General features: G+C 70.6%; 25 protein-coding genes. 15 read left to right on the top strand and 10 right to left on the bottom strand.

Annotated features, from left to right (window positions below):
- The coding region (gene acnA / locus VEB62_RS05205; RefSeq protein ID WP_324796317.1) for an aconitate hydratase AcnA at positions 1-1,886 on the bottom strand (1,886 nt) is incomplete at its 3' end.
- A gap of 201 nt (positions 1,887-2,087) precedes the next feature.
- Between acnA and ccmA the strand changes: the two genes are divergently transcribed.
- Together ccmA and ccmB are read left to right on the top strand one after the other, a co-directional pair.
- Positions 2,088-2,687, top strand: a complete 600-nt coding sequence (ccmA, locus tag VEB62_RS05200) for a heme ABC exporter ATP-binding protein CcmA (RefSeq protein WP_324796315.1) — start codon at positions 2,088-2,090, stop codon at positions 2,685-2,687.
- Entirely contained in the window at positions 2,684-3,349 is a 666-nt protein-coding gene (gene ccmB, locus VEB62_RS05195; RefSeq protein ID WP_324796312.1) for a heme exporter protein CcmB, read from the top strand. Before ccmA ends, ccmB begins: the two co-directional genes overlap by 4 nt.
- Before the next feature lie 57 nt (positions 3,350-3,406).
- On the opposite strand, the gene VEB62_RS05190 is transcribed toward ccmB, so the two are convergent.
- The 3 genes from VEB62_RS05190 to VEB62_RS05180 are packed head-to-tail and all read right to left on the bottom strand — an operon-like array spanning position 3,407 to position 5,130.
- The gene (locus VEB62_RS05190; RefSeq protein ID WP_324796310.1) at positions 3,407-3,631 is read right to left on the bottom strand and encodes an alkylphosphonate utilization protein; all 225 of its coding nucleotides are present in this window, start codon (positions 3,629-3,631) and stop codon (positions 3,407-3,409) included.
- A 9-nt stretch (positions 3,632-3,640) separates the two neighbouring features.
- Positions 3,641-4,801, bottom strand: a complete 1,161-nt coding sequence (locus VEB62_RS05185) for a peptidase S41 (RefSeq protein ID WP_324796307.1) — start codon at positions 4,799-4,801, stop codon at positions 3,641-3,643.
- Between the two features lie 20 nt (positions 4,802-4,821).
- A complete protein-coding gene (locus VEB62_RS05180; protein WP_324796304.1) occupies positions 4,822-5,130 on the bottom strand; it encodes a hypothetical protein in 309 nt (102 codons plus the stop codon).
- 156 nt (positions 5,131-5,286) lie between these two features.
- On the opposite strand from VEB62_RS05180, the gene ccmC reads away from it, so the two are divergent.
- The 6 genes from ccmC (at position 5,287) to VEB62_RS05150 (ending at position 8,845) form a co-directional block, all read left to right on the top strand.
- Positions 5,287-6,009: a heme ABC transporter permease CcmC gene (gene ccmC / locus VEB62_RS05175; protein WP_324796302.1), complete on the top strand. Its 723-nt coding sequence runs from the start codon at positions 5,287-5,289 to the stop codon at positions 6,007-6,009.
- 2 nt (positions 6,010-6,011) lie between these two features.
- Positions 6,012-6,173, top strand: a complete 162-nt coding sequence (gene ccmD, locus VEB62_RS05170; protein WP_324796299.1) for a heme exporter protein CcmD — start codon at positions 6,012-6,014, stop codon at positions 6,171-6,173.
- Between the two features lie 4 nt (positions 6,174-6,177).
- Complete coding sequence (locus tag VEB62_RS05165) at positions 6,178-6,771, top strand: DsbE family thiol:disulfide interchange protein (protein WP_324796297.1); 594 nt, start codon at positions 6,178-6,180, stop codon at positions 6,769-6,771.
- Positions 6,772-6,818: 47 nt separating this feature from the next.
- Positions 6,819-7,055 carry a hypothetical protein gene (locus VEB62_RS05160; RefSeq protein WP_324796294.1) on the top strand — a complete coding sequence of 79 codons (237 nt, stop codon included), beginning with the start codon at positions 6,819-6,821 and terminating at the stop codon, positions 7,053-7,055.
- Between the two features lie 14 nt (positions 7,056-7,069).
- On the top strand, positions 7,070-7,864 hold the full coding sequence (locus VEB62_RS05155) for a DUF1223 domain-containing protein (protein WP_324796291.1): 795 nt from the start codon (positions 7,070-7,072) through the stop codon (positions 7,862-7,864).
- A gap of 96 nt (positions 7,865-7,960) precedes the next feature.
- Complete coding sequence (locus VEB62_RS05150; protein ID WP_324796289.1) at positions 7,961-8,845, top strand: hypothetical protein; 885 nt, start codon at positions 7,961-7,963, stop codon at positions 8,843-8,845.
- Here VEB62_RS05150 and VEB62_RS05145 read toward each other — a convergent pair.
- Positions 8,842-9,918 (bottom strand): phosphotransferase family protein, encoded by a 1,077-nt coding sequence (locus VEB62_RS05145; protein ID WP_324796286.1) that lies wholly within the window; start codon positions 9,916-9,918, stop codon positions 8,842-8,844. The two genes, VEB62_RS05150 and VEB62_RS05145, sit on opposite strands and share 4 nt — an antisense overlap.
- Positions 9,915-11,408 carry a glycerol kinase GlpK gene (gene glpK, locus VEB62_RS05140; RefSeq protein WP_324796283.1) on the bottom strand — a complete coding sequence of 498 codons (1,494 nt, stop codon included), beginning with the start codon at positions 11,406-11,408 and terminating at the stop codon, positions 9,915-9,917. Before glpK ends, VEB62_RS05145 begins: the two co-directional genes overlap by 4 nt.
- A 188-nt stretch (positions 11,409-11,596) precedes the next feature.
- On the opposite strand from glpK, the gene VEB62_RS05135 reads away from it, so the two are divergent.
- Both VEB62_RS05135 and VEB62_RS05130 read left to right on the top strand, forming a co-directional pair.
- The gene (locus tag VEB62_RS05135) at positions 11,597-12,604 is read left to right on the top strand and encodes a threonine ammonia-lyase (protein ID WP_324796281.1); all 1,008 of its coding nucleotides are present in this window, start codon (positions 11,597-11,599) and stop codon (positions 12,602-12,604) included.
- Positions 12,601-13,083, top strand: a complete 483-nt coding sequence (locus tag VEB62_RS05130; protein ID WP_324796279.1) for a MaoC family dehydratase — start codon at positions 12,601-12,603, stop codon at positions 13,081-13,083. Before VEB62_RS05135 ends, VEB62_RS05130 begins: the two co-directional genes overlap by 4 nt.
- On the opposite strand, the gene VEB62_RS05125 is transcribed toward VEB62_RS05130, so the two are convergent.
- The 3 genes from VEB62_RS05125 to VEB62_RS05115 are packed head-to-tail and all read right to left on the bottom strand — an operon-like array spanning position 13,080 to position 15,383.
- Positions 13,080-13,250, bottom strand: a complete 171-nt coding sequence (locus VEB62_RS05125) for a hypothetical protein (protein WP_324796276.1) — start codon at positions 13,248-13,250, stop codon at positions 13,080-13,082. The two genes, VEB62_RS05130 and VEB62_RS05125, sit on opposite strands and share 4 nt — an antisense overlap.
- A 31-nt stretch (positions 13,251-13,281) precedes the next feature.
- Positions 13,282-14,217: a Gfo/Idh/MocA family protein gene (locus VEB62_RS05120; RefSeq protein ID WP_324796274.1), complete on the bottom strand. Its 936-nt coding sequence runs from the start codon at positions 14,215-14,217 to the stop codon at positions 13,282-13,284.
- Between the two features lie 5 nt (positions 14,218-14,222).
- Entirely contained in the window at positions 14,223-15,383 is a 1,161-nt protein-coding gene (locus tag VEB62_RS05115; protein WP_324796271.1) for a DegT/DnrJ/EryC1/StrS family aminotransferase, read from the bottom strand.
- 166 nt (positions 15,384-15,549) lie between these two features.
- Here VEB62_RS05115 and VEB62_RS05110 point away from each other — a divergent pair, with 166 nt between their 5' ends.
- Entirely contained in the window at positions 15,550-16,062 is a 513-nt protein-coding gene (locus tag VEB62_RS05110; protein WP_324796269.1) for a D-glycero-alpha-D-manno-heptose-1,7-bisphosphate 7-phosphatase, read from the top strand.
- 50 nt (positions 16,063-16,112) lie between these two features.
- Positions 16,113-16,988: an alpha/beta fold hydrolase gene (locus VEB62_RS05105; protein WP_324796267.1), complete on the top strand. Its 876-nt coding sequence runs from the start codon at positions 16,113-16,115 to the stop codon at positions 16,986-16,988.
- Between the two features lie 160 nt (positions 16,989-17,148).
- Here VEB62_RS05105 and VEB62_RS05100 read toward each other — a convergent pair whose 3' ends face one another.
- The gene (locus tag VEB62_RS05100) at positions 17,149-19,197 is read right to left on the bottom strand and encodes an NAD(+) synthase (protein ID WP_324796264.1); all 2,049 of its coding nucleotides are present in this window, start codon (positions 19,195-19,197) and stop codon (positions 17,149-17,151) included.
- Between the two features lie 288 nt (positions 19,198-19,485).
- Between VEB62_RS05100 and ftsY the strand changes: the two genes are divergently transcribed.
- The 3 genes from ftsY to VEB62_RS05085 all read left to right on the top strand — a co-directional run bounded on the left by ftsY (position 19,486) and on the right by VEB62_RS05085 (position 21,802).
- Positions 19,486-20,421 carry a signal recognition particle-docking protein FtsY gene (gene ftsY, locus VEB62_RS05095; RefSeq protein WP_324796262.1) on the top strand — a complete coding sequence of 312 codons (936 nt, stop codon included), beginning with the start codon at positions 19,486-19,488 and terminating at the stop codon, positions 20,419-20,421.
- 3 nt (positions 20,422-20,424) lie between these two features.
- Positions 20,425-21,117, top strand: coding sequence for an inner membrane-spanning protein YciB (locus VEB62_RS05090; RefSeq protein WP_324796260.1), 693 nt, complete (start codon positions 20,425-20,427; stop codon positions 21,115-21,117).
- 91 nt (positions 21,118-21,208) lie between these two features.
- On the top strand, positions 21,209-21,802 hold the full coding sequence (locus VEB62_RS05085) for a MarR family winged helix-turn-helix transcriptional regulator (RefSeq protein ID WP_324796257.1): 594 nt from the start codon (positions 21,209-21,211) through the stop codon (positions 21,800-21,802).
- Positions 21,803-21,814 lie beyond the last annotated feature (12 nt).

Genomic DNA, 21,814 nt, shown 5'->3' with positions numbered 1-21,814 from the left:
GAGGAGGTCGTCTTGATCGCGCGCCACTTCTCGTCGCCGTCATATACGCTGTCGTAGTTGTCCCGGAACATCCCCGCGTGCAGCGACGCCTCGACCACCGCAGCGACCTCCGCCTGGCTCGGCCAGATGTCCTTCAGAAAGACCTCCTCTCCATCGTGTCCATAGCCAAGCGGCTCCTTGTACATGTCGATGTCCATCGTCCCGGCGAGCGCGTAGGCGACGACGAGGGGCGGCGACGCGAGGTAGTTCATCTTCACGTCGGGGTTGATCCGGCCCTCGAACTTGCGGTTGCCCGAGAGCACGGCGGTGACGGCCAGGTCGGCATCGGCGATGGCGTTGCTGATCTCGGGCTGCAACGGCCCGGAGTTGCCGATGCAGGTGGTGCAGCCGTAGCCGACCAGGTTGAAGCCCAGGGCGTCGAGATCTTCCTGCAGGCCGGCGGCGGTCAGATAGTCGGTGACCACCTGCGAACCGGGGGCCAGCGAGGTCTTGACCCACGGCTTGACCTTCAGGCCCAGCTTGCGGGCCTTGCGGGCCACCAGGCCGGCGGCGATCAGCACCGAGGGGTTGGAGGTGTTGGTGCAGCTGGTGATGGCCGCGATAACCACGTCGCCGTCGCCGAGGTCGAACTTCTCGCCCTCGACCTTGACCCGCGGGGCGTCTGCCGGGCGGCTGAACACCTCGGCCAGGGCGGTTTCGAACGACGGCGCGGCGACGGTCAGCTCGACCTTGTCCTGCGGCCGCTTCGGGCCGGCCAGCGACGGCACGACCTCGGCCATGTCGAGGTCCAGCACATCCGAGAAGACCGGATCTTCCGAGGTCTCGTCGATCCACAGGCCCTGGGCCTTGGCGTAGGCCTCGACCAGCGCCACCCGGGCCTTGTCGCGGCCGGTGGCGGTCAGATAGGCCAGCGTCGCCGCCGAGACCGGGAAGAAGCCGCAGGTGGCGCCGTATTCCGGGGCCATGTTGGCGATGGTGGCCTGGTCCTCAATGGTCAGGCTGGTCACGCCGGGGCCAAAGAACTCGACGAATTTGCCGACCACGCCCTTGCGACGCAGCATCTGGGTGACGGTCAGCACCAGGTCGGTGGCGGTGGCGCCTTCCGGCAGGGCGCCGGTCAGGCGGAAGCCGACCACTTCGGGGATCAGCATCGGGATCGGCTGGCCCAGCATGGCGGCCTCGGCCTCGATGCCGCCGACGCCCCAGCCCAGCACGGCCAGGCCGTTGATCATCGTGGTGTGGCTGTCGGTGCCCACCACGGTGTCGGGATAGGCCAGCGTCGCCTTGCCCTCGGCCGCGGTCCACACCGTCTGGGCCAGGTTCTCCAGGTTGACCTGGTGGCAGATGCCGGTGCCCGGGGGCACGACACGGAAATTGTTGAAGGCCGACGATCCCCAGCGCAGGAATTTGTAGCGCTCGATGTTGCGCTCGTACTCACGCTCGACGTTCTGGGTGAACGAGCCGGGCGTGCCGAAATGGTCGACCATGACCGAGTGGTCGATGACCAGATCGACCGGGTTCAGCGGATTGATCTTCGAGGCGTCGGCGCCCAGCGCCGACATGGCGTCGCGCATGGCGGCCAGATCGACCACGGCCGGCACGCCGGTGAAGTCCTGCATCAGCACCCGGGCCGGGCGGAAGGCGATCTCGTGCTCGACGGCGCCCTTGTTCTCGATCCAGGCGGCGACGGCGCGCAGGTCGGCCTCGGTGACCGAGACGCCGTCCTCGTTGCGCAGCAGGTTCTCCAGCAGCACCTTCATCGAGCGCGGCAGGCGGGAAATCCCGGTCAGGCCCGCTTCCTCGGCGGCCGGAAGGCTGTAATAGGCGTATTTCTTGCGCCCGACGGAGAGATCGCGACGGGTGGAAAGGCTGTCGACTGACGGCATGGAGAGGTTTCCTCTGGTCAAAGCCGCCCGACAATCCGGTTGCACGATCGCGCGGTCGACGACGGGGCGCACAGGTCCCCGCCGCGCGCGGCGAACGCCTGCTGCGGCGAGGCCGGATATAGCGATGGTTCCGACGGGCGTCCATGTATCCACGACGCCGACGCGGGTATTGATAGGTGTTCGCAACTGGGGCGGCCGCGGATGCTGACCGTCGACGCCCTGACCCTGTCCCGCGGCGAGCGCGTGCTGTTCCGCGACCTGTCGCTGTCGCTGGCGTCCGGCGAGGCCGTGGCCCTGACCGGGGCCAACGGGGCGGGCAAGACCAGCCTTCTGCGCGCCCTCGCCGGCTTCATCCGTCCCGACGCCGGGACCATCGCCTTCACGGGGGTCGATCCCGCCGAGGCGCGCCGCCGTCACCTCCACTGGCTGGGCCATCTCGACGGCCTCAAGGGGGCCCGCCGGGCCCGCGAGGAACTGGCCTTCCAGGCCGGCTGGCTGGGCGCCGACCGGCTCGCCGCCGACGCCGCCATCGACGTGCTGGCCCTGGGCCCCCTGCTCGATCTCGAGGTGCGCCAGTTGTCCGCCGGCCAGCGCCGCCGCCTCGCCTTCGCCCGGCTGATCGCCACGCCGCGGCCGATCTGGCTGCTGGACGAGCCCTTCGCCCCTCTCGACGCCCGCTGGCGGGCGGCGCTGGGGCTGCTGATGCAGGCTCACCTCGACAAGGGCGGGGGCATCCTCGCCGCCGTCCACGATCCGCTGCCGGTCACCTCGCGCGCCATCGACATCGGAACAGGCCGATGACGGCGCTGATCATACTGTTTCGCCGCGAGCTGACCCTCGCCTGGTCGGGCGGGGGCGGGCCGCTGCTGGCCTGCGGCTTCTTCCTGTGCCTGACGACGCTGGTGCCGCTGGCGGCGGGCGGCGACCCCGCGGGCCTGCGCCCCGTCGCGGGCGGCGTCGCCTGGCTGGCGCTGGCCCTGTCGTCGATCCTGTCGCTGGAGCGGCTGTTCGAACGCGACCATGAGGACGGGATGCTGGACCTGATCACGCTCGGCCCGATCCCGCTCGAACTGGTGGTGCTCACCAAGGCCGGCGGCCAGTGGCTGGCCGTCGGCGTTCCGCTCGCGGCCACGGCGCCCGTCGCCGCCATCACCCTCGGCCTGCCGCCGGAACAGGCCCCGCTGGTCGCCGCCTCGGCCCTGGTCGGCGCCCTCGGCTTCGCCCTGACCGGCGCGCTCGGCGCGTCCCTGGCGCTGGGCTCGAAGCGCGGCGGCCTGCTGATCGCGGTCGTGGTCCTGCCGCTGTTCATCCCGCCGGTGGTGTTCGGGGCCGGGGCGCTGGAGCGCGCGGTCAACGGCCTGTCGCCAGGGCCTGCGCTGGCCCTGCTGACCGCCTATGTGCTGTTCGCCGCGGTGATCACGCCCTTCGCGGGGGCTGCGGCGATCCGCAACGCGCAGGGCTGAACCTCCGCAGCGCCCAGGCAGCGAGGGACCGCGTCGCGAGCGGTAGCGCCTCCGGAATCACGCCTTTTTGACGAACTCGGTCCGCAGCACGAGACCGCGCACCTTTTCGACATTGGCCTCGATCTCGTCCGCATCACCGGTCAGGCGGATATTCTTGACCAGGGTCCCGCGCTTCAGCGTCACTCCGCCCGAACCCTTGACCTTGAGGTCCTTGATCAGCGTCACGCTGTCGCCGTCGGCGAGGATATTGCCGTTCGAGTCTTTGGTGATGTCTTCGCTCATCGGCCGGGCCTAGCGGCTGGACGCGGCCGCGTCGAGTCGGGCGACCCAGGCCTCAAGGCCCGCCGTATCCGACAGCGCCCCGGTCCATTGATGCGCCGGCATGGCGGTTTCGTTGTTGCCGCGCGCCCGGCCGCGATAGACCTTCATCGGCACATTGGCGGCCACGCGGCCGGAGGGCAGCGGTTCGCGCCGGATTTCCATATAGACGGTGTCGGCCGAGGTCTCCTGACCGATCTGCACCGCCCCCAGTGATTTCAGCAGATCGACGGCGTCGAGGCAGGCCGAGGCGCAGCCGTAGTCCGTCAGCACATATGTCCGGGCCCGCAACGGCGTCGCTCCCGGGGCGGCGGGCCTCGGCTCCTCATCGACCTGCAGCCACAGCTCACGCCCGGCGGCGCGCGCGGCGGTCAGGCCCTCGGTGATCTGCGTCAGCCATTCCATGATCCCGGGGTCGCCGGCCATTTCGGCCTTGTAGCTTTCGATGGTCGCCAGATTGGCGGCCGACGCGCGCCACTCGACGCCGGCTGATTGCGGCGCGTGGGCCGCCACCCAGTCCACGCCCCACAGGCTCTCGGCCATGGCCCGCATCCAGGCCGACGAACCGCCGTTGTTGCCGCGCAAGTCGAACACCACCACCGGCGCAGCGCGGATTTCCTCGGCCCGGGCGGCGATCTCGGCTTTCAACGGCGTCAGCCTGAGACCATCGGCGCTCTCGGGGTTGCCGTTGAACCCGCCCAGTTCGATCCAGATCCCGCGATCCCAGGTCCGCAAGGCGATCGGCGCCGTGTGCCTCTGGCTGCGGGCCGCCGCGAAACCCTCGTCGCGGACTTCGGGCGGCAGATCCCGCCATGCCAGTCGCCAGGACCGTTCGGCGCCGTCGACGGCGAACACGCACTGTTCCGGCCGGCGCACATAGGGGTTGGTCTGGTCGATGAAGAGGGTCGGGGCATAGGACATCCGTCGGGAAGCCAGCGACCAGCGGCCCGCCGCCCGCCCCGCCATCTCCCAGGCCAGCGCCGCCGCGGGCCGGCCGTCGCAGGAGACGAGCACCGCGCCGACCGGCGGCGCCGCCGGATCGCGGTTGAACACCACCTTATGGTGTTCGCCTTGCCCGCCGGCCTCCAGGCCGGTCAGGAAACCCGGCCACTGCGACGTCCAGACGTGTCCCATCGGCTGATAGTCCGACAGGCTCAGATGCCCGTCGTCGAACGACGAGGCATACTCCTGCAGGGCGAAATACCAGTCGGCGTAGCTGTCCGCCGTTTCGGCCGCGTCAGCGCCGTCCGCAAGCCGCCCTCCAGCAGCGCGCCGAAGCCGGGATTCTCCACATCAACCGGGCCGGGGTGGGACGCGGCGATGGCGTCATGGAAGGCCTGCGCGTCCTCGCGCAACGCCTGTCCCCAGTCGGCCGGGGCGGCGACCGGCGCGTCCCGGGCGACCGAGGCTCCGGCGCACCCGAGGCTGGCTATCATGAAGAAGGCGGCGGCGGAGGTTCTCATCAGCAGCTCCCGGCTTTCGGGCGGCCTTCTGAAACGACGTTCGCCGGAGCGCCACTTAAGAGTTGGTAATCCCGCGCCACACTCCCGATGAAAGCGTCCGGCCGCGTCAACGCCTCAAGTAGCGCGAAGCGCGCCGGGCGACTAAGAGACCTCCCGATGTTCGGCCTCGCCAATCCAGACCGCTTCCTGCGCTTCACCCGACCGCTGACGCCGGTGGTCTGGGGGCTGGCCGTCGTGCTGCTGGCGGCGGGCGCCTGGCTGGCTTTCGCCGCGCCGGAGGACTTCCGCCAGGGCGACACCGCCCGGATCATGTTCGTCCACGTCCCCGCCGCCTCGGTCGGGCTGATGATCTATGCGGCCCTCGGGGTCTCAAGCTTCTTCGCCCTGGTGTTCCGCCACCCGCTGGCCGACGCCGCCGCCCGCGCGGCGGCCCTCCCGGGCGCCGCCTACACCCTTCTGGCCCTGGCGACGGGCAGCCTGTGGGGTCGGCCGATGTGGGGGGCATGGTGGGTGTGGGGCGACGCCCGGCTGATGTCGGAACTGGTCCTGCTTCTGTTCTACGTGGGCTACATGGCCCTGCGCGCCTCGATCGACGACGAGGCGAAGGCGGCCAGGGCCGCTGCGGTCCTGGGGCTCGTCGGCCTGATCAACCTGCCGATCGTGAAATTCTCGGTCGACTGGTGGAACACCCTGCACCAGCCTGCGTCGCTGCTGCGGGCCGAGGGCCCGTCGATAGCTCCGGGCATGCTGGCTCCCCTGCTGACCATGATGGCGGCCTATGGTCTGTTCTTCCTCGCGGTCTGGCTGACCGCGATCCGCACCGAGATCGTCCGCCGCCGGGTGCTGTCGATCCGCGCGCGCCGGGCTCTGGAGGCCTGAGCATGATCGATCTCGACATGAGCCCCTACGCCGCCTTCGTCTGGCCCGCCTGGGCGATCAGCGCCGTCGTTCTCGCCGCCCTCGCCGCCCGCGCCCTGATCGCCGCGCGGCGCTGGTCGGCCGAGCTGAAGCGGCTCGAGACCGACCGGCCGGCCGGGGCGTGAGCGCATGAACCGCTGGCTCGCCGTCATCCCCCTGCTCGCCCTGGTCGGCCTGGTGGCGTTCGCCGCCCTGCGTCTGGGCGACGTCGCCGGCCGCAACCTCGCCGACGGCCGCGGCAGCGAGTACCGGCCGGACGCCCTGATCGGCCAGCCGGTTCCGGAAACCGTCCTGCCCCTGCTGACCGGCGCGACGGCCGGCCCCGGGGTGCTCGACCTCAAGACCGCCGGCGTCGGTCGGCCCATGCTGATCAACGTCTTCGCCAGCTGGTGCGCGCCCTGCCGCCTCGAGCATCCGCAGCTGATGGCGCTCAAGGCCCGCGGCGTCGCCGTGGTCGGCGTGGCGTGGAAGGACGACCCGGTGAAGACCCGCGCCTTCCTCGACGAACTGGGCGATCCCTATGCGATGGTGCTGGTCGATCGTGAAGGCCGCGCCGGCCTCGATCTTGGCATCACCGGCGCCCCCGAGACCTTCGCCGTCGACGCCATGGGCAAGGTGGTGGCCAAGTCCTCCGCCCCTCTGATGGACCAGGCCGAAATCGACCGGCTGGTCGCCGCCATGCAGGCCCCGCCGCGCCCGCTGCCGACAGCCACCCGCCGCTAAGCGGAGCCGTTAACCCATTTCCGACGGATTTCATTAACCCTGTCGGCATGAGCGCGATTCGTCCCCCTGTGCCCTCCCCGCTGTTCCCGGCCCAGAGCCCGGTTCCGTCTCCCGCGCGCGCCTCTCGTTCGGACTTCTTCCGCGCGGCGCTGGACGGCGTGGCGGGGTCGCCCGAGGCGCAAGCGGCGCCCGCCGCCGGGCCGGCCCCCGCGAAGGCGCCTCTCGCCCGCGCCGTGGACGACCGCCACCCGCGCCCCGGCTCCCTGCTCGACATCCGGGTCTGACCCCTCACGCGAAAATGAGGCGCGCCGCCTTCGCGACCGTGATTAAGGTGCGCGCCATGCGCACAAGGGGCTGGATCATCCCTGCGGCGGCCCTCGTGGCCGTCTCCGTCGCGGCCGGGTCCGGGGCCCAGCCGGCGAGCCCCCGCGCCCCGCGCGGCGAGGCCCCGCCCGAGCCCGTGGTCATCGAACTGTTCACCGCCCAGGGCTGCGCCGGCTGTCCCGAGGCCAACACCCGGGTCGAGGCCCTGGCGGACGATCCCGGCGTCATCGCCCTGACCTACGCCGTGGATTACTGGGACTATCTCGGCTGGGAGGACACCTTCGCCCGGCCCGAGTTCGCCCAGCGCCAGCGGGCCTATCGCCGCCCGCTCAAGCTGCGCGCCGTGGGCACGCCCCAGGTGGTCATCGACGGCCGCCGGCAGGTCCCGGGGGCCCAGGAGGCCGCGCTCAAGACCGCCGTCGAGGAAGAGGCCGCCCGCCGCGTCTTTCCGCCCGAGATCGAGTTCCGCGAGACCGGCGACCGCGTCGGCGTCGGCTCCGGCCGCGCCCCCGCCGGCGGGGCCGAGGTCGTCGCCGTGATCTATCGGCCGGGCCTGCAAACCGTCGAGATCGAGAGCGGCGACAACCGCGGCCAGACCGTCCGCCAGATCAATGTGGTCCGCTCGGTTCGCCGTCTCGGCGCATGGACCGGCCGCCCCGTGCTCTACGCCCTGCCCGACGGCCTCGGAGCGGACGAAGCCGTGGCGGTTCTCGTCCAGGCCCAGGCCGACCGCCGCATCCTCAACGGCGCGGTTTTGCCGCCGCGTTGATCGCCGTCAGCTTTCGTCACTGGCCGCGCTTGAACACCTGTGCCCACAGTGCAAGCTTGGCCGCCCGCCGCCCCGGGCGGAAACACAGGTGACCGCATGAAGCCGGCGCTCCGCCTTCTGACCGTCCTCGGCGTGGCGCTCGCCTGCGCGGCTCCGGCGCGGACCGCGGCGGCCTGGCAGACGGCTCCGCAAGCGGCCGGTCCGACGGCGGAGACGCCCGAGGCGCGCGGCGTGGCCCAGATCGTCGTCGCCGCCGAACTGGCCGCATGGGGCCGGGAGCGGCGCGACGCCGACGCCCTTCTGGTCGCCGCCCGCATGCTCGACGAGGTGCCGCTGCGCGCCGGCGTCGGCGGCGATCCCGGCGCCCCGCCGGTCCTCACCGCCGCCGGCCTTAGACAGGAAGCGGCGGAGTTGCGTCAGGACGCCGCCTCGCTCGACGAGGTCGTCGTGACCGCCTCGCGGAGTCGGGACAATGCCGACCGGACTCCCGACGTGGATCGGGAAGACCTCGCCGAAGCCCCGCCGGCGCGGCGCCAGCCCGTTCCGGTCTTTCCTTACCAGCCGGCGCCTCCGCCCCCTCCGCCTCCGCCTCCGCCGCCTCCTCCTCCTCCTCCGCCGCCGGTTTTGCCGCCTCCGGTTTTGCCGGCGCCCCTCCCCGCGCCCTCGCCGGTCGTCGGCGTGCGCTGGTCGCCGTTCGGGAATGGACCGGTATCGACGGTCAAACGGCTCGGATCGCGGGAGAGCTGGAGCTTTGATATCGATGCGCGCGGGGCCGAGATTCTCCGCATAGCGGCCATCGGTGATGGCGACACCGACGTGGACCTCACCGTGCGCGACGCCTCCGGCCGGGTGCTGTGCGCCGACGGCCTCGGCGACCACTATCCGGTCTGCACCCTCTCGCCCGGCGCGCCGGCGCGGCTGCGCGTCGATGTGGTCAATCGCGGCGCGCTGTGGACCCGCGTGCAGGTCCTGACCAACTAGGCGCCGGCCTTCTTCGCGAACGACAGGGCGCCGGCCGCCAGCATCGGCACCTGCGCCGCCATCGTCTTCGCGTGCGTCGAGGCCGCCGTGCCGTCGCGCACCCGCCCGGCGATGCCCTGGCAGATGGCCGCCAGCCGGAACAGGTTGTAGGCGAACAGCCAGTCGAGATCGGCGGGCCGCGCTCCGGTCAGGCCGGCGTAGCGTTCCACCGTCTGCTCGACCGTCGGAATGCCCAGCGCCTCGATGTCGGCGCCGGCCAGTCCGTTGCGCGCCGTCGCCGGAATGACCCAGGCGATCAGCAGGTAGGAGAAATCCGCCATCGGATCGCCCAGCGTCGACAGCTCCCAGTCCAGCACCGCCCGCACCTCGGGGGCGTCCGGAGCGAGGATCAGGTTGTCGAGGCGGAAGTCGCCGTGGACGATCCGGGTCGGCCCTTCGGGCGGCAGGGTGGCGGGCAGGAATTCGATCAGCCGGTCCATCGCCGGGATCGGCTCGATCTCCGAGGCGCGGTATTGTTTGGTCCAGCGCCCGACCTGCCGTTCGAAATAGTTGCCGGGCCGGCCGTAGTCGCCCAGTCCGATCGCCGCCGGATCGAAGGCGTGCAGCGCCGCCAGCGTGTCCACCTGGGCGTCATAGACGGCGCGCCGCTGGTCCGGGCTCATGCCCGGCAGCTTGAGGTCCCACAGCACCCGGCCCTCGACCCTGTCCATGACGTAGAACATCGAGCCGATCACCGTCTCGTCCGCGCACAGCGCCCACGGCCGCGCCACCGGATAGCCCTGCGCGTGCAGGGCCGAGATCACCGTGAACTCGCGGTCGACCGCATGGGCCGAGGCCAGCAGCGTTCCGGGCGGCTTCCTGCGCAGCACATAGGTCCGGCCGGGCGTGGTCAGTTCATAGGTCGGATTCGACTGGCCGCCCTTGAACTGGCGCACCGTCAGCGGCCCGGCGTAGCCCTCGACATTCGCCGCCAGCCAGTCGCCCAGCCGGGCCTCATCGAGCGCGTAGCGGGGATCGACCTCGCGCGTGCCGGAGAAGGTCGCCTGGGGATCGTCTAGGTCGGGCTGGCTCATTGCGCGGCGATGATGGCGGCCTTGACCGCGCCGCGCCAGCCTTTCAGCAGCCGCTCGCGCTCCTCCGCCCCCATGCGCGGCGTCCAGCGCGCCGGCGCCTCGACCGGATGGTCCTCGAGGTCGCCGATCAGGCCGATCCCCAGCGCCGCCAGCCTGGCCGCCCCCAGCGCCGTCATCTCCTGGAAGGCGGGCCGCTCGACCACGACCTCACAGATGTCGGCCACGAACTGCATGGCGAAGGCGTTGGCGGTGACCCCGCCGTCGACCTTGAGCACCTTGAGCCTGGGCGCTCCGTCCTTCGCCAGGGCGTCGAGCAGGTCGCGGGTCTGGTAGGCCAGCGCCTCCAGCGCCGCCCGCACCATCTGCGCCGGTCCGGAATCCCGGGTCAGGCCGACGATGGTCCCGCGCGCCTCCGGCTCCCACCACGGTGCGCCGAGGCCGGTGAAGCCGGGGACCAGATAGACGCCGCCGTTGTCGGTCAGCCCCTGCGCCATGGCCTCGGACTGGCGCGACTCGGTGATCACCTTCAGCCCGTCGCGCAGCCACTGGATCGCCGAGCCGGCCGAAAAGATCGATCCCTCCAGCGCATAGGCCGCCAGCCCCCCGGCGTCGTAGCCCAGGGTGCCCAGAAGCCGGCTGGTCGAGGCCATCGGCGCGGGGCCGACGTTGGCGACCAGAAAGGCTCCGGTGCCGTAGGTGATCTTGGCGTCGCCGGCCCTCAGGGCTCCATGTCCCACCAGCGCGGCCTGCTGGTCGCCCGCCGCGCCGTGGATCGGCAGGGTCGCGCCGAACAGCGACGCCTCGCAATTCCCGAGGTGATCCGCGCAGCCCCGGATGTCCGGCAGTCCCACCACAGGGACATTGAACAGGTCCGCCAGATCGGGCCGCCACCGGCGCGTCGTCAAATCCATCAGCGAGGTCCGGCTGGCGTTGGTCGCGTCGGTGACGTGGCTGGTCCCGCCCGTCAGCTTCCAGATCAGCCAGGTCTCGATCGTACCCAGCTTGACCGCGCCCGTCTCCGCCCGCTCCCGCGCGCCCGGAACCGCGTCCAGCAGCCAGGCGAATTTCGAGGCCGAGAAATAGGGGTCGAGGATCAGTCCCGTCGCACCCTGAACCATCGGCTCGTGGCCCGCCGCCGCCAGCCGCGCCGTGACATCCGCCGTGCGCCGGTCCTGCCAGACAATGGCCCGGTGCAGCGGCTCGCCGGTCGCCGCGTCCCAGATCACCGAGGTCTCGCGCTGGTTGGTGATGCCGATGGCGGCGAACCGCCCGACGCCGCCGGCCTTGCGGATGACCTCGCGGCAGGTCTGCAGCGTCGCCGTCCAGATCTCGGCCGCGTCATGCTCGACCCAGCCCGGCTTGGGGAAATGCTGGGCCAGCTCGATCTGGCTGACCGCCACCGGCCGCAAGCCGCCCTCGGGCGCGCATTCGAAGGCGATGGCCCGGGTCGAGGTCGTGCCCTGGTCGATGGCGAGGATGAGAGGGTCCATGTGCGGGATGCTAGTGCGACGCCCGGCATCCTCAAAATCCGCTCATTCCGGCGAAAGCCGGGACCCAGTCCTGTCCAGCCTGGCGTCGTGTTTCAGGACGACCGTTTCGGCACGTCCAGCCCGCTTACATCACCCAAAGACCTGGGTCCCGGCTTTCGCCGGGATGAGCGGAAGGGTTATGGAGGGATATGCACACCGCCTCCTTCGCCGGCGTCCAGGACGCCGCCCGCCAGATCGCCGGCCACGCCATGCGCACCCCGCTGATCGAGAGCCCGGCCCTGAACGCCCGTGTCGGCGGCCGCGTCCTGCTCAAGGCCGAGACCCTGCAGGTGGCCGGCGCCTTCAAATTCCGCGGAGCCTACAACCGCATCAGCCGTCTGACGGCCGACGAGAGGGCCCGCGGCGTGGTGGCCTATTCCTCGGGCAATCACGCCCAGGCCGTGGCGGCGGCGGCGCGGATGGTCGGGACCAGCGCGATCATCGTCATGCCCGCCGACAGCCCGACCGTTAAGGTCGAGGGCGTCCTCGCCTTCGGCGGGGAGGTCCGGATGTACGACCGCTACACCGAGAGTCGCGAGGCCATCGGCGAGGAGATCGCCGCCTCCATGGGGTCGGTCCTGGTCCGCCCGTTCGACGATCCGTTCGTCATCGAGGGCCAGGGCACCATCGGGCTGGAGATCGTCGACCAGGCCAAGGCCGTCGGCGTCGCCCCGCTGGACCAGCTGGTCTGCGGCGCATCGGGCGGCGGGATGATCGCCGGCATCAACCTGTCGATGGCGGCGCTATCCCCGCACACGCCGGTGATCGGCGTCGAGCCGCAGCACTACAACGACACCCAGTTGTCCCTCGCCGCCGGCCAGCGCCTGACCCATGCCCCGGCCCGCGGCACCATCTGCGACGCCCTGATGACCGACCGGCCCGGCGAGCTGACCTTCCCGATCAATCGCCGTCTCGACCGCGTCGAGACCGTCTCGGACGCCGAGGTGGCCGAGGCGGTGCGCTACGCCTTCCGCGTCCTGAAGCTGGTCGTCGAGCCCGGCGGCGCCGTATCGCTGGCCGCCGTGCTGGCCGGCAAGGTCGAGGCCCGCGACCGGACCACCGCCGTCGTCCTGTCCGGCGGCAACGTCGACCCATCGCTGTTCGCAGCCATCATCGAGGATCGCTTCGATCCGGAAACCTGGGGGAAGGCCGCATGAGCCGCACCGAGCGCAAGGGAACGCCGACGCCCGTCGCCGACCTGCCCGGGCTGGTGGGTCAGGAGATCGGCGTCAGCCGTTGGATCACCATCGACCAGGCCCGCATCGACGCCTTCGCCGAGGTCACCGAGGACCGCCAGTTCATCCACATCGACCCGGAGGCGGCGAAGGCCACGCCCTTCGGCGGCACGATCGCCCACGGCTTCCTGACCCTCAGCCTGCTGTCGGCCATGACCTACGACGCCGTACCGCCGCTCGAGGGGGTGGTGATGGGCGTCAACTACGGCTTCGACAAACTGCGCTTCCTCGCCCCGGTGCGGGCAGGCTCCAGCGTTCGCGGCCGGTTCAGGCTGCTCTCCGTCGAGGACAAGGGCGGCGGCCGCTGGCTGCTCAAGCACGAGGTCACGGTCGAGATCGAAGACGCCGAGAAACCGGCCCTGGTGGCGGAGTGGCTTGGGATGCAGGTGGTGGGCAGCTAGGCCTCGCCGACCCCCTCAATCACCCGGCCCGTGCCCTCGCAGGTCGGGCACGGCCGGTCGCCGACCACGCCGGTGCCGTTGCAGCCCGGGCAGATGGCCTCGCCGGTTCCGGGCGTACCGGGCTCGGCGTCATCGCCGGGGGCGGGCGTTAGGGGGACCTCGGTCATCCACCGGTAACGCGCCGGCGGCATGGAGGGTTCAGCCCTCTCCGAGGCACCTCAGCGCCACTTCCAGATTGCGCAGTCCGTCCTCGCCGGTCACGGCCGCCGGTTCGCCGGTGCGGATGGCGTGGGCGAAGGCTTCCAGCTCCCGCTTCAGCGGCTCGGCGGGCCAGCTGTTGACGGCGCGGGTCTGGTAGGAGCCGTCGGCCTGCTGGCCGAAATATTCGGTGACCTGGCGGGTGATCAGGTCGGCCACCACGAACTTGTTGCGCGTCGCCACCTGCAGGGTTCGCACCTTGTAGGGGGTGACCCAGTTGGTGGTGATGTGGGCGATGACCCCGTTCTCCAGCCGGAACTGCAGCAGGGCGGTGTCCTCGCGCTCGGCGCGGGTGCGGGCCAGCTGCGGCTGGACCTCAACGATCTCGGAGTCGGTCAGGTGGCGGATGATGTCGATGTCGTGCACCGCCAGGTCGATGACCACCCCGACCTCGCCCATGCGCGGCGGAAAAGGGCCGACGCGGGTGATCTGGATCGAGATGATGTCGTCGCCGTCGATGGCCCGCTTGACCGCGTCCACCGCCGGATTGAAGCGCTCGACCTGGCCGACCATCAGCACCCGGCCGTTGGCCCTGGCCGCGTCGATCATGCGCCGGGCGTCGGCCAGGGTCGCGGCGATCGGCTTCTCGACCAGCACATGGACGCCCTTGTCCAGCAGGGCCACGGTCAGGTCGGCGTGGGTGCGGTTCGGCGTCGCCACCACGGCGGCGTCCAGGCCGGCGGCGACGAAGGCCTCCGCCGTGGTCACCGCCGCCGCGCCATAGGCGGCCGCCACGCCCCCGGCCGTCGTCGCGTCGGGATCGAAGACGTGGGTCAGCTCGACGTCGCGGATGTCGGCCAGAACGCGGGCGTGGTTGCGCCCCATGACGCCGGCGCCGGCGACGCCGAACTTGAGGACGGGCTCGTGAGTGGTCATGCGGATCAGCCCTTGAAGGAAGCCACGGCGGCGATGATGCGGTCCTGCGTCGCCTCGTCCAGATCCGCGTGCATCGGCAGGCTGATGACCCGGTCCTTGAGCCGCTCGGTGACCGGCAGGCCCTGCGGGCCGCGCGGGTACATCTCATAGGCCGGCTGCAGGTGCAGCGGGATCGGATAATAGACCGCCGTCGGCACGCCCTGCTCTTTCAGATTCGCCGCCAGCCCGTCCCGGTTCTCGTGCTCGATGGTGTACTGGGCCCAGTTGGAGACATTGCCCTCCGGCACGTCCGGCACCGCCGCCACATGGGGGCGCAGGCCTTCGTTGTAGCGGGCGGCGATGCGGTTGCGCCATTCGATCTCCTGGCCGAACACCTTGAGCTTCTCGATCAGGACGGCGGCCTGAATGGTGTCGAGCCGGCTGTTCAGGCCGATGCGCATGTTCAGGTATTTGGGATCGTGCTCGAAGGTGCGGTCCTTCAGGTCGATGGCCACCGCCTTGCCGTGCACGCGGATCGAATCGATCAGCTGGGCCAGCTCGTCGTCATCCGTCAGCACCGCCCCGCCGTCGCCGTAGCAGCCCAGCGGCTTGGCCGGGAAGAAGCTGGTGGTGGTGATGTCGGCCCATTTCAGCGGATGCTCGCCATTGAGGGTGCAGCCGAAGCCCTGCGCCGAATCGCAAATCAGCTTGAGCCCGTGTTTGTCGCAGATCGCCTTGATGGCGGGATAGTCGGCGGGCTGGCCGAACAGGTCGACCGCGATGACCACCCGGGGCTTGAGCCGGCCTTCCTTCAGCGTCGCCTCGATGGCCGCCTCCAGATGGCCGGGGTCCATGTTGTAGGTCGTGGCGTCGACATCGATGAACACCGGCTCGGCGTCGAACCACGGCACGATCTCGGCCGTGGCGGCGAAGGTGAAGCTGGGTACGAACACCGCATCGCCCCGCCCGATCCCCCAGGCCATCAGCGGCAGGGCCAGGGCGTCGGTGCCGTTGGCGCAGCCCAGGGCGTGCTTCGCCTTGCCGAAGGCGGCCAGGTCGGCCTCGAACTGGCGCACCTGCGGCCCCATCACCCAGGCGCCGCCGGTCACGGCCGCCTGGACGGCCGCTTCGATCCGGCCGTCGAGGCGGAGGCGCTGGGCCTGAAGGTCGATGAAGGGAATGGTCATGTCGGGACGGTCTCCGATCGTGCGCGCGGGCACAGGCGGCGCGGGGTCAACGCCTCGCCGAAGGTCGCGCTCCCTACCAAATCGATCGCCTTCCCGCCAAACGCCGTCGCGTCACTTCGCGTGACGGGTTGCAACGACCGCGCGGGGCGGCGTATGCGCGGGGATCATGACATCCGGCGTTCCGGCCGTCTTCCTCGATCGCGACGGCGTCCTGATCGAGGACACCGGCTACCCCCACCTCGAAGAGCATCTGCGCCTGATCCCCGGCGCGGCTGAAGCCGTGCGCCGCCTGACCGCGCTCGGCTATCTGTGCGTCATAGTGACCAACCAGTCCGGCGTGGCCCGCGGCCTGTTCACGGAAGCGCAGATGAAGGCCTTCAACGCCCTGCTGGTGCGCCGGCTGGCGGCGAAAGGGGCGGTAATCGGCGCCGTCTACGCCTGTCCCTTCCACGCCGAGGCGCTGGACGAGCGCTACCGCCATCCCGACCATCCGGACCGCAAGCCCAACCCCGGCATGATCCTGCGCGCCATCGCCGACCACCGCATCGATCCGGCGCGGTCCTTCCTGATCGGCGACCAGGCCTCGGACCTCGAGGCGGCCCGCCGCGCCGGCATCCCCGGCTTCCGCTTCGAGGGTGGAAACCTCGATCAATTCGTAAAAGACCTGCTGGGGCATTGATGGAATTCTCCCGGCGGTGAATTACACAGGGCGACCACCCGGAGCCCCGCATGACCCAGACCTTCGCCGACCGCCGCTGGACCAGTCCGGACGGGCTCAGTCTCTACGCCCGCGACTACGCCGCCGCCCCCGGTCCGGCGAAGCTGCCGGTGATCGCCATCCACGGCCTGACCCGCAACTCGGCCGACTTCGAGACCATCGCCCCCCTGATCGCCCAGAGCGGCCGCCGGGTGCTGGTCCTCGATGTGCGCGGCCGCGGCCGGTCCGACCGCGCCCCGGACCCGATGACCTACCAGCCGCTGAACTACGCCCAGGACGTGCTGGCCCTGATGGACCAGGCCGGCATCGCGCGCGCCGTCTTCCTCGGCACCTCCATGGGCGGGTTGATCACCATGGCCCTGGCCGCGATCCGCCCGAAGGTCATCGCCGCCGCCATCATCAACGACGTCGGTCCCGAGGTGGCCAAGGAGGGCCTGGCGCGCATCGCCGCCTATTCCGGCCAGCCGGTGGAAACCCCGGGGTGGGCCGAGGCCGCGGCCTGGGTGAAGTCGATCAACGCCGTCGCCTTCCCGCACTATACCGACGCCGACTGGGACGCCTTCGCCCGCCGCGTCTTCCGCATCGGTGCGGAGGGATCGCCGGAGCTCGACTACGACCCCGACATCGCCGTGCCGATCCGCGCCGCCGGGACGAAGGCCCTCGTCCCCAACCTGTGGCCGATGTTCAGCCGCCTCGCGAAGACCCGGCCGGTGCTTCTGGTGCGCGGCCAGACCTCCGACCTGCTCAGCGAGAAGATCGCCGCAAAGATGCGCAAGCGCGCCCCGAAGATGGACTATGTCGAGGTCCCCGGCGTCGGCCACGCCCCCATGCTCGACGAGCCCGAGGCCAAGGCGGCGATCTTTCCGTTTCTGGGCGAAGTGGACTGAACCTCTCCCCAACCGTCGCCCTCGGGCTTGACCCGAGGGCCAGACCGTCCGGTGCTCCGTTGAAGATGGTACGGTCGCGGTCGCGGGGCCGTCTTGGAGGCACTGGGCCGCCTGACCTCTGATCCTCGGGTCAAGCCCGAGGATGACGGAGAGAAAGCGCTCAGTCCGGCACATTCCCCTCCAGCTCGTCCAGCCAAACCCTTGCGGTAGCGTCCGACGGGGCGCGCCAGTCCCCGCGCGGCGACAGCGAGCCGCCGGTGACCACCTTGGGCCCGTTCGGCAGGGCCGAGCGCTTGAACTGCGAGGTCTGGAAGAAGCGGACGAGAAATTTCCGCAGCCAGTGTTTGATCGTGGCGAGGTCGTATTCGATCTTTTCCTCGTCCGGCGTCCCCGCCGGCCAGCTTCCGGCCGCGGCGTCCTTCCACGCCTGATGCGCCAGATACGCCACCTTCGACGGCTTCAGGCCGAAACGGGTGACGTAGAACAGGAAGAAGTCGTTCAGGGCGTAGGGGCCCACCGCCCCTTCGGTCGACTGGATCTTTCCATCGTCGCCCGCCGGCACCAGCTCCGGCGAGATCTCGGTGCCCAGGATGCCCCGCAGCACCGGCACGGCCTCCGGCCCCACCACCGCGCGGTCGGCGACCCAGCGGATCAGATGCCGCATCAGCGTCTTCGCGATGCCGCCGTTGACGTTGTAGTGGCTCATGTGGTCGCCGACGCCGTAGGTCGACCAGCCCAGCGCCAGCTCCGACAGGTCGCCGGTGCCCAGCACGAAGGCCCCGTTCTGGTTCGCCAGCCGGAACAGATAGTCCGTGCGCAGCCCCGCCTGCACGTTCTCGAAGGTGATGTCGTGCACCGGCTCGCCCTTCGCATAGGGATGGCCGATCCCCTCCAGCATGGTCATCGCGGTCGGCCTGATGTCGATCTCCGCCCCGGTCACCCCCAGCGCCTTCATCAGGGCCCAGGCGTTCGACTTCGTCCCTTCGGAGGTCGCGAACCCCGGCAGGGTGAAGCCGAGGATGCCGGCCCGCGGCAGGCCCAGCCGGTCGAAGGCGCGGCACGCCACCAGCAGGGCCTGGGTCGAATCCAGCCCGCCCGAGACGCCGATGACGATCCGCTCGCCATTGGTCGCCTTGAGCCGCCGCATCAGCCCCTGCACCTGGATGTTGAACGCCTCGTAGCAGTCCTGGTCCAGCCGCGCGGGGTCGTCCGGCACGAACGGGAAGCGGTCGAGGGGACGGATCAGGTCGCCGGCCGTTTCCTCCCTCGCGTCGAACAGAAGAGGGACCGGGGTGTCGTTCGGAAGCTCCCGTCGGGCGCAGTCGGCGAACGTGCCTGTCCGCAGACGTTCGAGACCGATCCGCTCCACGTCGATGTCGGCGATGGTCAGATGGCTGTCCATCGCGAACCGCTCGCCTTCGGCCAGCCTGGCGCCCAGTTCGAAGATCGTCGCCTGCCCGTCCCACGCGAGGTCGGTGGTGCTCTCGCCCCAGCCCGAGGCGGCGAACACATAGGCGGCCATGGCCCGGGCCGACTGGCTGGCGCACAACAGGGCGCGGTCGTCCGACTTTCCGATCACGACGTTGGAGGCCGACAGGTTCAGCAGGATACGGGCTCCGGCCAGCGCCTGGCGCGTCGAGGGCGGCAGGGGCGCCCAATAGTCCTCGCAGATCTCCACGCCGAAAACGAAACCGGGCCGGTTGGCGGCCTCGAAGCGCAGATTGGTCCCGAAGGCGGCCCAGACGTCGTTGACGAGGATATCCTGTTGCTCGCCGGGGTCGGCGGGCGCGAACCATCGCTTCTCGTAGTACTCGCGATAGTTCGGCAGATAGGTCTTGGGCGCGACGCCCAGCACCGCGCCGTTCGCCAGCACGACGCCGCAGTTGTACAGCCGGTCTCCACGCCGCAGCGGCGCCCCGACCACGACCGCCAGCCCCGCCTCGGCCGCCGCGTCGGCCACACGCTGGATCTGCCGCTCCACCTCGTCCAGCAAGGCGCCCTGCATCAGCAGGTCGTCGATCGCGTAGGCGCTCAGCGACAGTTCCGGAAACACCAGCAGGTCGACGCCCTGCTCGCCGGCCTGTTTGATCAGGGCCACATGCTCCTCGGCGTTGGCGACCGGATCGGCGGTGTGCACCACCGGCGTGGCCGCGGCGACGCGGACGAAGCCGTGGGTGGTGGGGGCGTGGAACGGGTGACTCTTGGGCAAGTGCGGATATTCCTTGGCTCAAGGCGTTCTAGCGTGACAACGCCCCGCGGTCACTGATGGTGGCCAATCCCGCTTCCACCGCCCAACGACCGTCATCCTCGGGCTTGACCCGAGGATCAGACCGTCCGGTGCTGCGTAAAGGAATGCACGGGCGCGGTTGCGAGGCCGCCACGGGCGCACAGCCCGCCTCACCCTCTGATCCTCGGGTCAAGCCCGAGGATGACGGGCCGCGAGAGAGGGCATGCGAGATCGCGTGACGCGCCCGCTTCGCCCCGCTAAAGCCAACCCATGAACGACGCGCCGAAAAAGGGCTGGCTCTCGCGGCTGAGCGAGGGCCTGTCCCGCTCCTCGAAGCAGATGACCGAGCAGGTCGTCGCCGCCTTCGTCAAGGAACCCCTGTCCGAAGCCGCTCTTGAGGGACTGGAAGAGCATCTGCTGGAGAGCGATCTCGGGCCGGCCGCCACCGACCGCATCGTGGCCCGTTTCCGCGATCTGCGCTTCGGCGCCGGGGCCAATGAGCGCGAGGTCAAGGAGGCGCTGGCCGAGGCCGTCGCCGCCGAGCTTGTCACGCACGAGGCCCGTTACGAGCCGCTCGACGGCCCGCGCCCCTTCGTCACCCTGTTCGTCGGGGTCAATGGCTCGGGCAAGACCACGACGCTGGGCAAGATCGCCGCCGACCTGACCGGCCAGGGCGCCAGGGTCATGGTGGTGGCCTGCGACACCTTCCGCGCCGCCGCCCGCGAACAGCTCAAGGTCTGGTCCGAGCGCGCCGGGGCGACCTTCGAGAGCCGCCGCGACGGGGCCGACCCCGCCGGCCTGGCCTTCGACGCCTACACCCGGGCGAAGGCGGAAGGGTTCGACGTGGTGCTGATCGACACCGCCGGGCGGCTGCAGAACAAGACCGCCCTGATGGATGAGCTGCTCAAGATCGTCCGGGTGTTGAAGAAGATCGACCCGGAGGCGCCGCACGAGACCCTGCTGGTGCTCGACGCCACGGTCGGCCGCAACGCCCTGGCCCAGGAGCAGATCTTCGGCCGCACCGCCTATGTCTCCGGCCTGGTCATGACCAAGCTGGACGGCACCGCCCGCGGCGGCGTCCTTGTGCCCGTCGCCCAGGCCTCGGACGCCCCGATCAAGCTGATCGGCGTCGGCGAGGGGATCGAGGACCTGCAACCCTTCGACGCCCGGGCCTTTTCACGTTCGCTGGTGGGACTTGAGGACTGACGCATGAGTGAGCCCGACACCGCCGTCCCGACGGCCAGAAAAGAGTCCAGCCTGCGCCAGCTGGTCGATTTCGGCGGCCTGCTGGCGTTCGGCCTCGCCTTCCTCGTCCTGCGCCTGCGCGGGATGAGCGGCGACGAGGCGCTGGTCCAGGCCACCTGGGCCCTGGTGGCCGGATCGGCCGTCGCCGTGGCCGTGGGCCTGGTCGTCGAGAAGCGGCTGGCGCTGCTGCCGCTTCTGGTCGGCGGTTTCGCCCTGGTCTTCGGCCTGCTGACCCTGTTCACGGGCGACGGCCTGTGGGTCAAGCTCAAGGTCACCATTCTCAACGGCTGCCTTGCCGTCGCCCTGCTGGGAGGCGTCATGCTGGGCAAGCAGCCGCTGCGGGCCCTGCTGGGCACGGTCATCCCGATCAACGACCGGGCGTGGCGCATCCTGACCTTCCGCTACGGCCTGTTCTTCCTCTGCGTCGCCGTCGCCAACGAGCTGGTGCGCAGCGAGGCCCTGGTCGCATGGGCGGCGGAGCGGATCGGCCGCGGCGACGTCGATCCGGCGGACGTCTGGGTCAGCTTCCGCGGCGTGCTGTGGATGGCCTCGTCGATCTTCGGCCTCTCGCAGATCCCGCTGATCATGCGCAACCTGACCGCCGCCGACAAACCGGTCGATCCGATGGCCCCGGCCGAGCCCGACACTGCCCCCTGACGTCTCCGTCTCGGGACGTCCCCGGATCGTCCGTCGTCAAACCGTAAAACGCGGCTGCTAGCTATGGCGTGCAGCCAAGGGGATACGGGCGATGGTCAAGTCAGGCTCTAAAGCCAAACGCGGCGGCCTCGCCGCCTCGCCCAGCCATCTGATGCACCGCGCGTTGCAGCTGGCGCTCGACATCTACACCGAGGAGGCGGGCCCGGACGGCCTGACCCAGCGCCAGTTCGCGGTGCTGGAGGCGGTCTCGCACAAGTCCGGCCTGACCCAGACCGACCTGGTCCGCGCCACCGGCATCGACCGCTCGACCCTGGCCGACCTCGTCGCGCGCATGACCGCCAAGGGCCTGCTGGAGCGCGAACGCTCGACCATCGACGCCCGGGCCAAGGCCGTGCGCCTCTCGCCCGCCGGCCAGGCCGCGCTGGACGCCGCCCACCCCCGTGTCGAGGCCGCCGACAGGCGCATCCTGGCCCTGTTGCCCAAGGGCAAGCGCGACGGCTTCCTCGCCCTGCTGGCCGACCTCGCCGGCGAGGCCGACGCCGCCCCCGACAAGGCGAAAGCCGAGATCAAGGCCGCCAAGAAGGCCGCCCGCGAGGCGAAGAAGGCCGACAAGCTGGCGAAGAAGGCGGCCAAGGCCGACAAGCCGAAGAAGACCGCGAAGCTGAAGCTGGTCGAACCGGCCTGAGTTCTCCTTCTC

The sequence above is a fragment of the Brevundimonas sp. genome (assembly GCF_035626975.1).
In the GTDB taxonomy this organism is placed as follows: domain Bacteria; phylum Pseudomonadota; class Alphaproteobacteria; order Caulobacterales; family Caulobacteraceae; genus Brevundimonas.
Note: the sequence above shows the minus strand (reverse complement) of the source record. Positions and strands in the feature narration are given on the sequence as shown.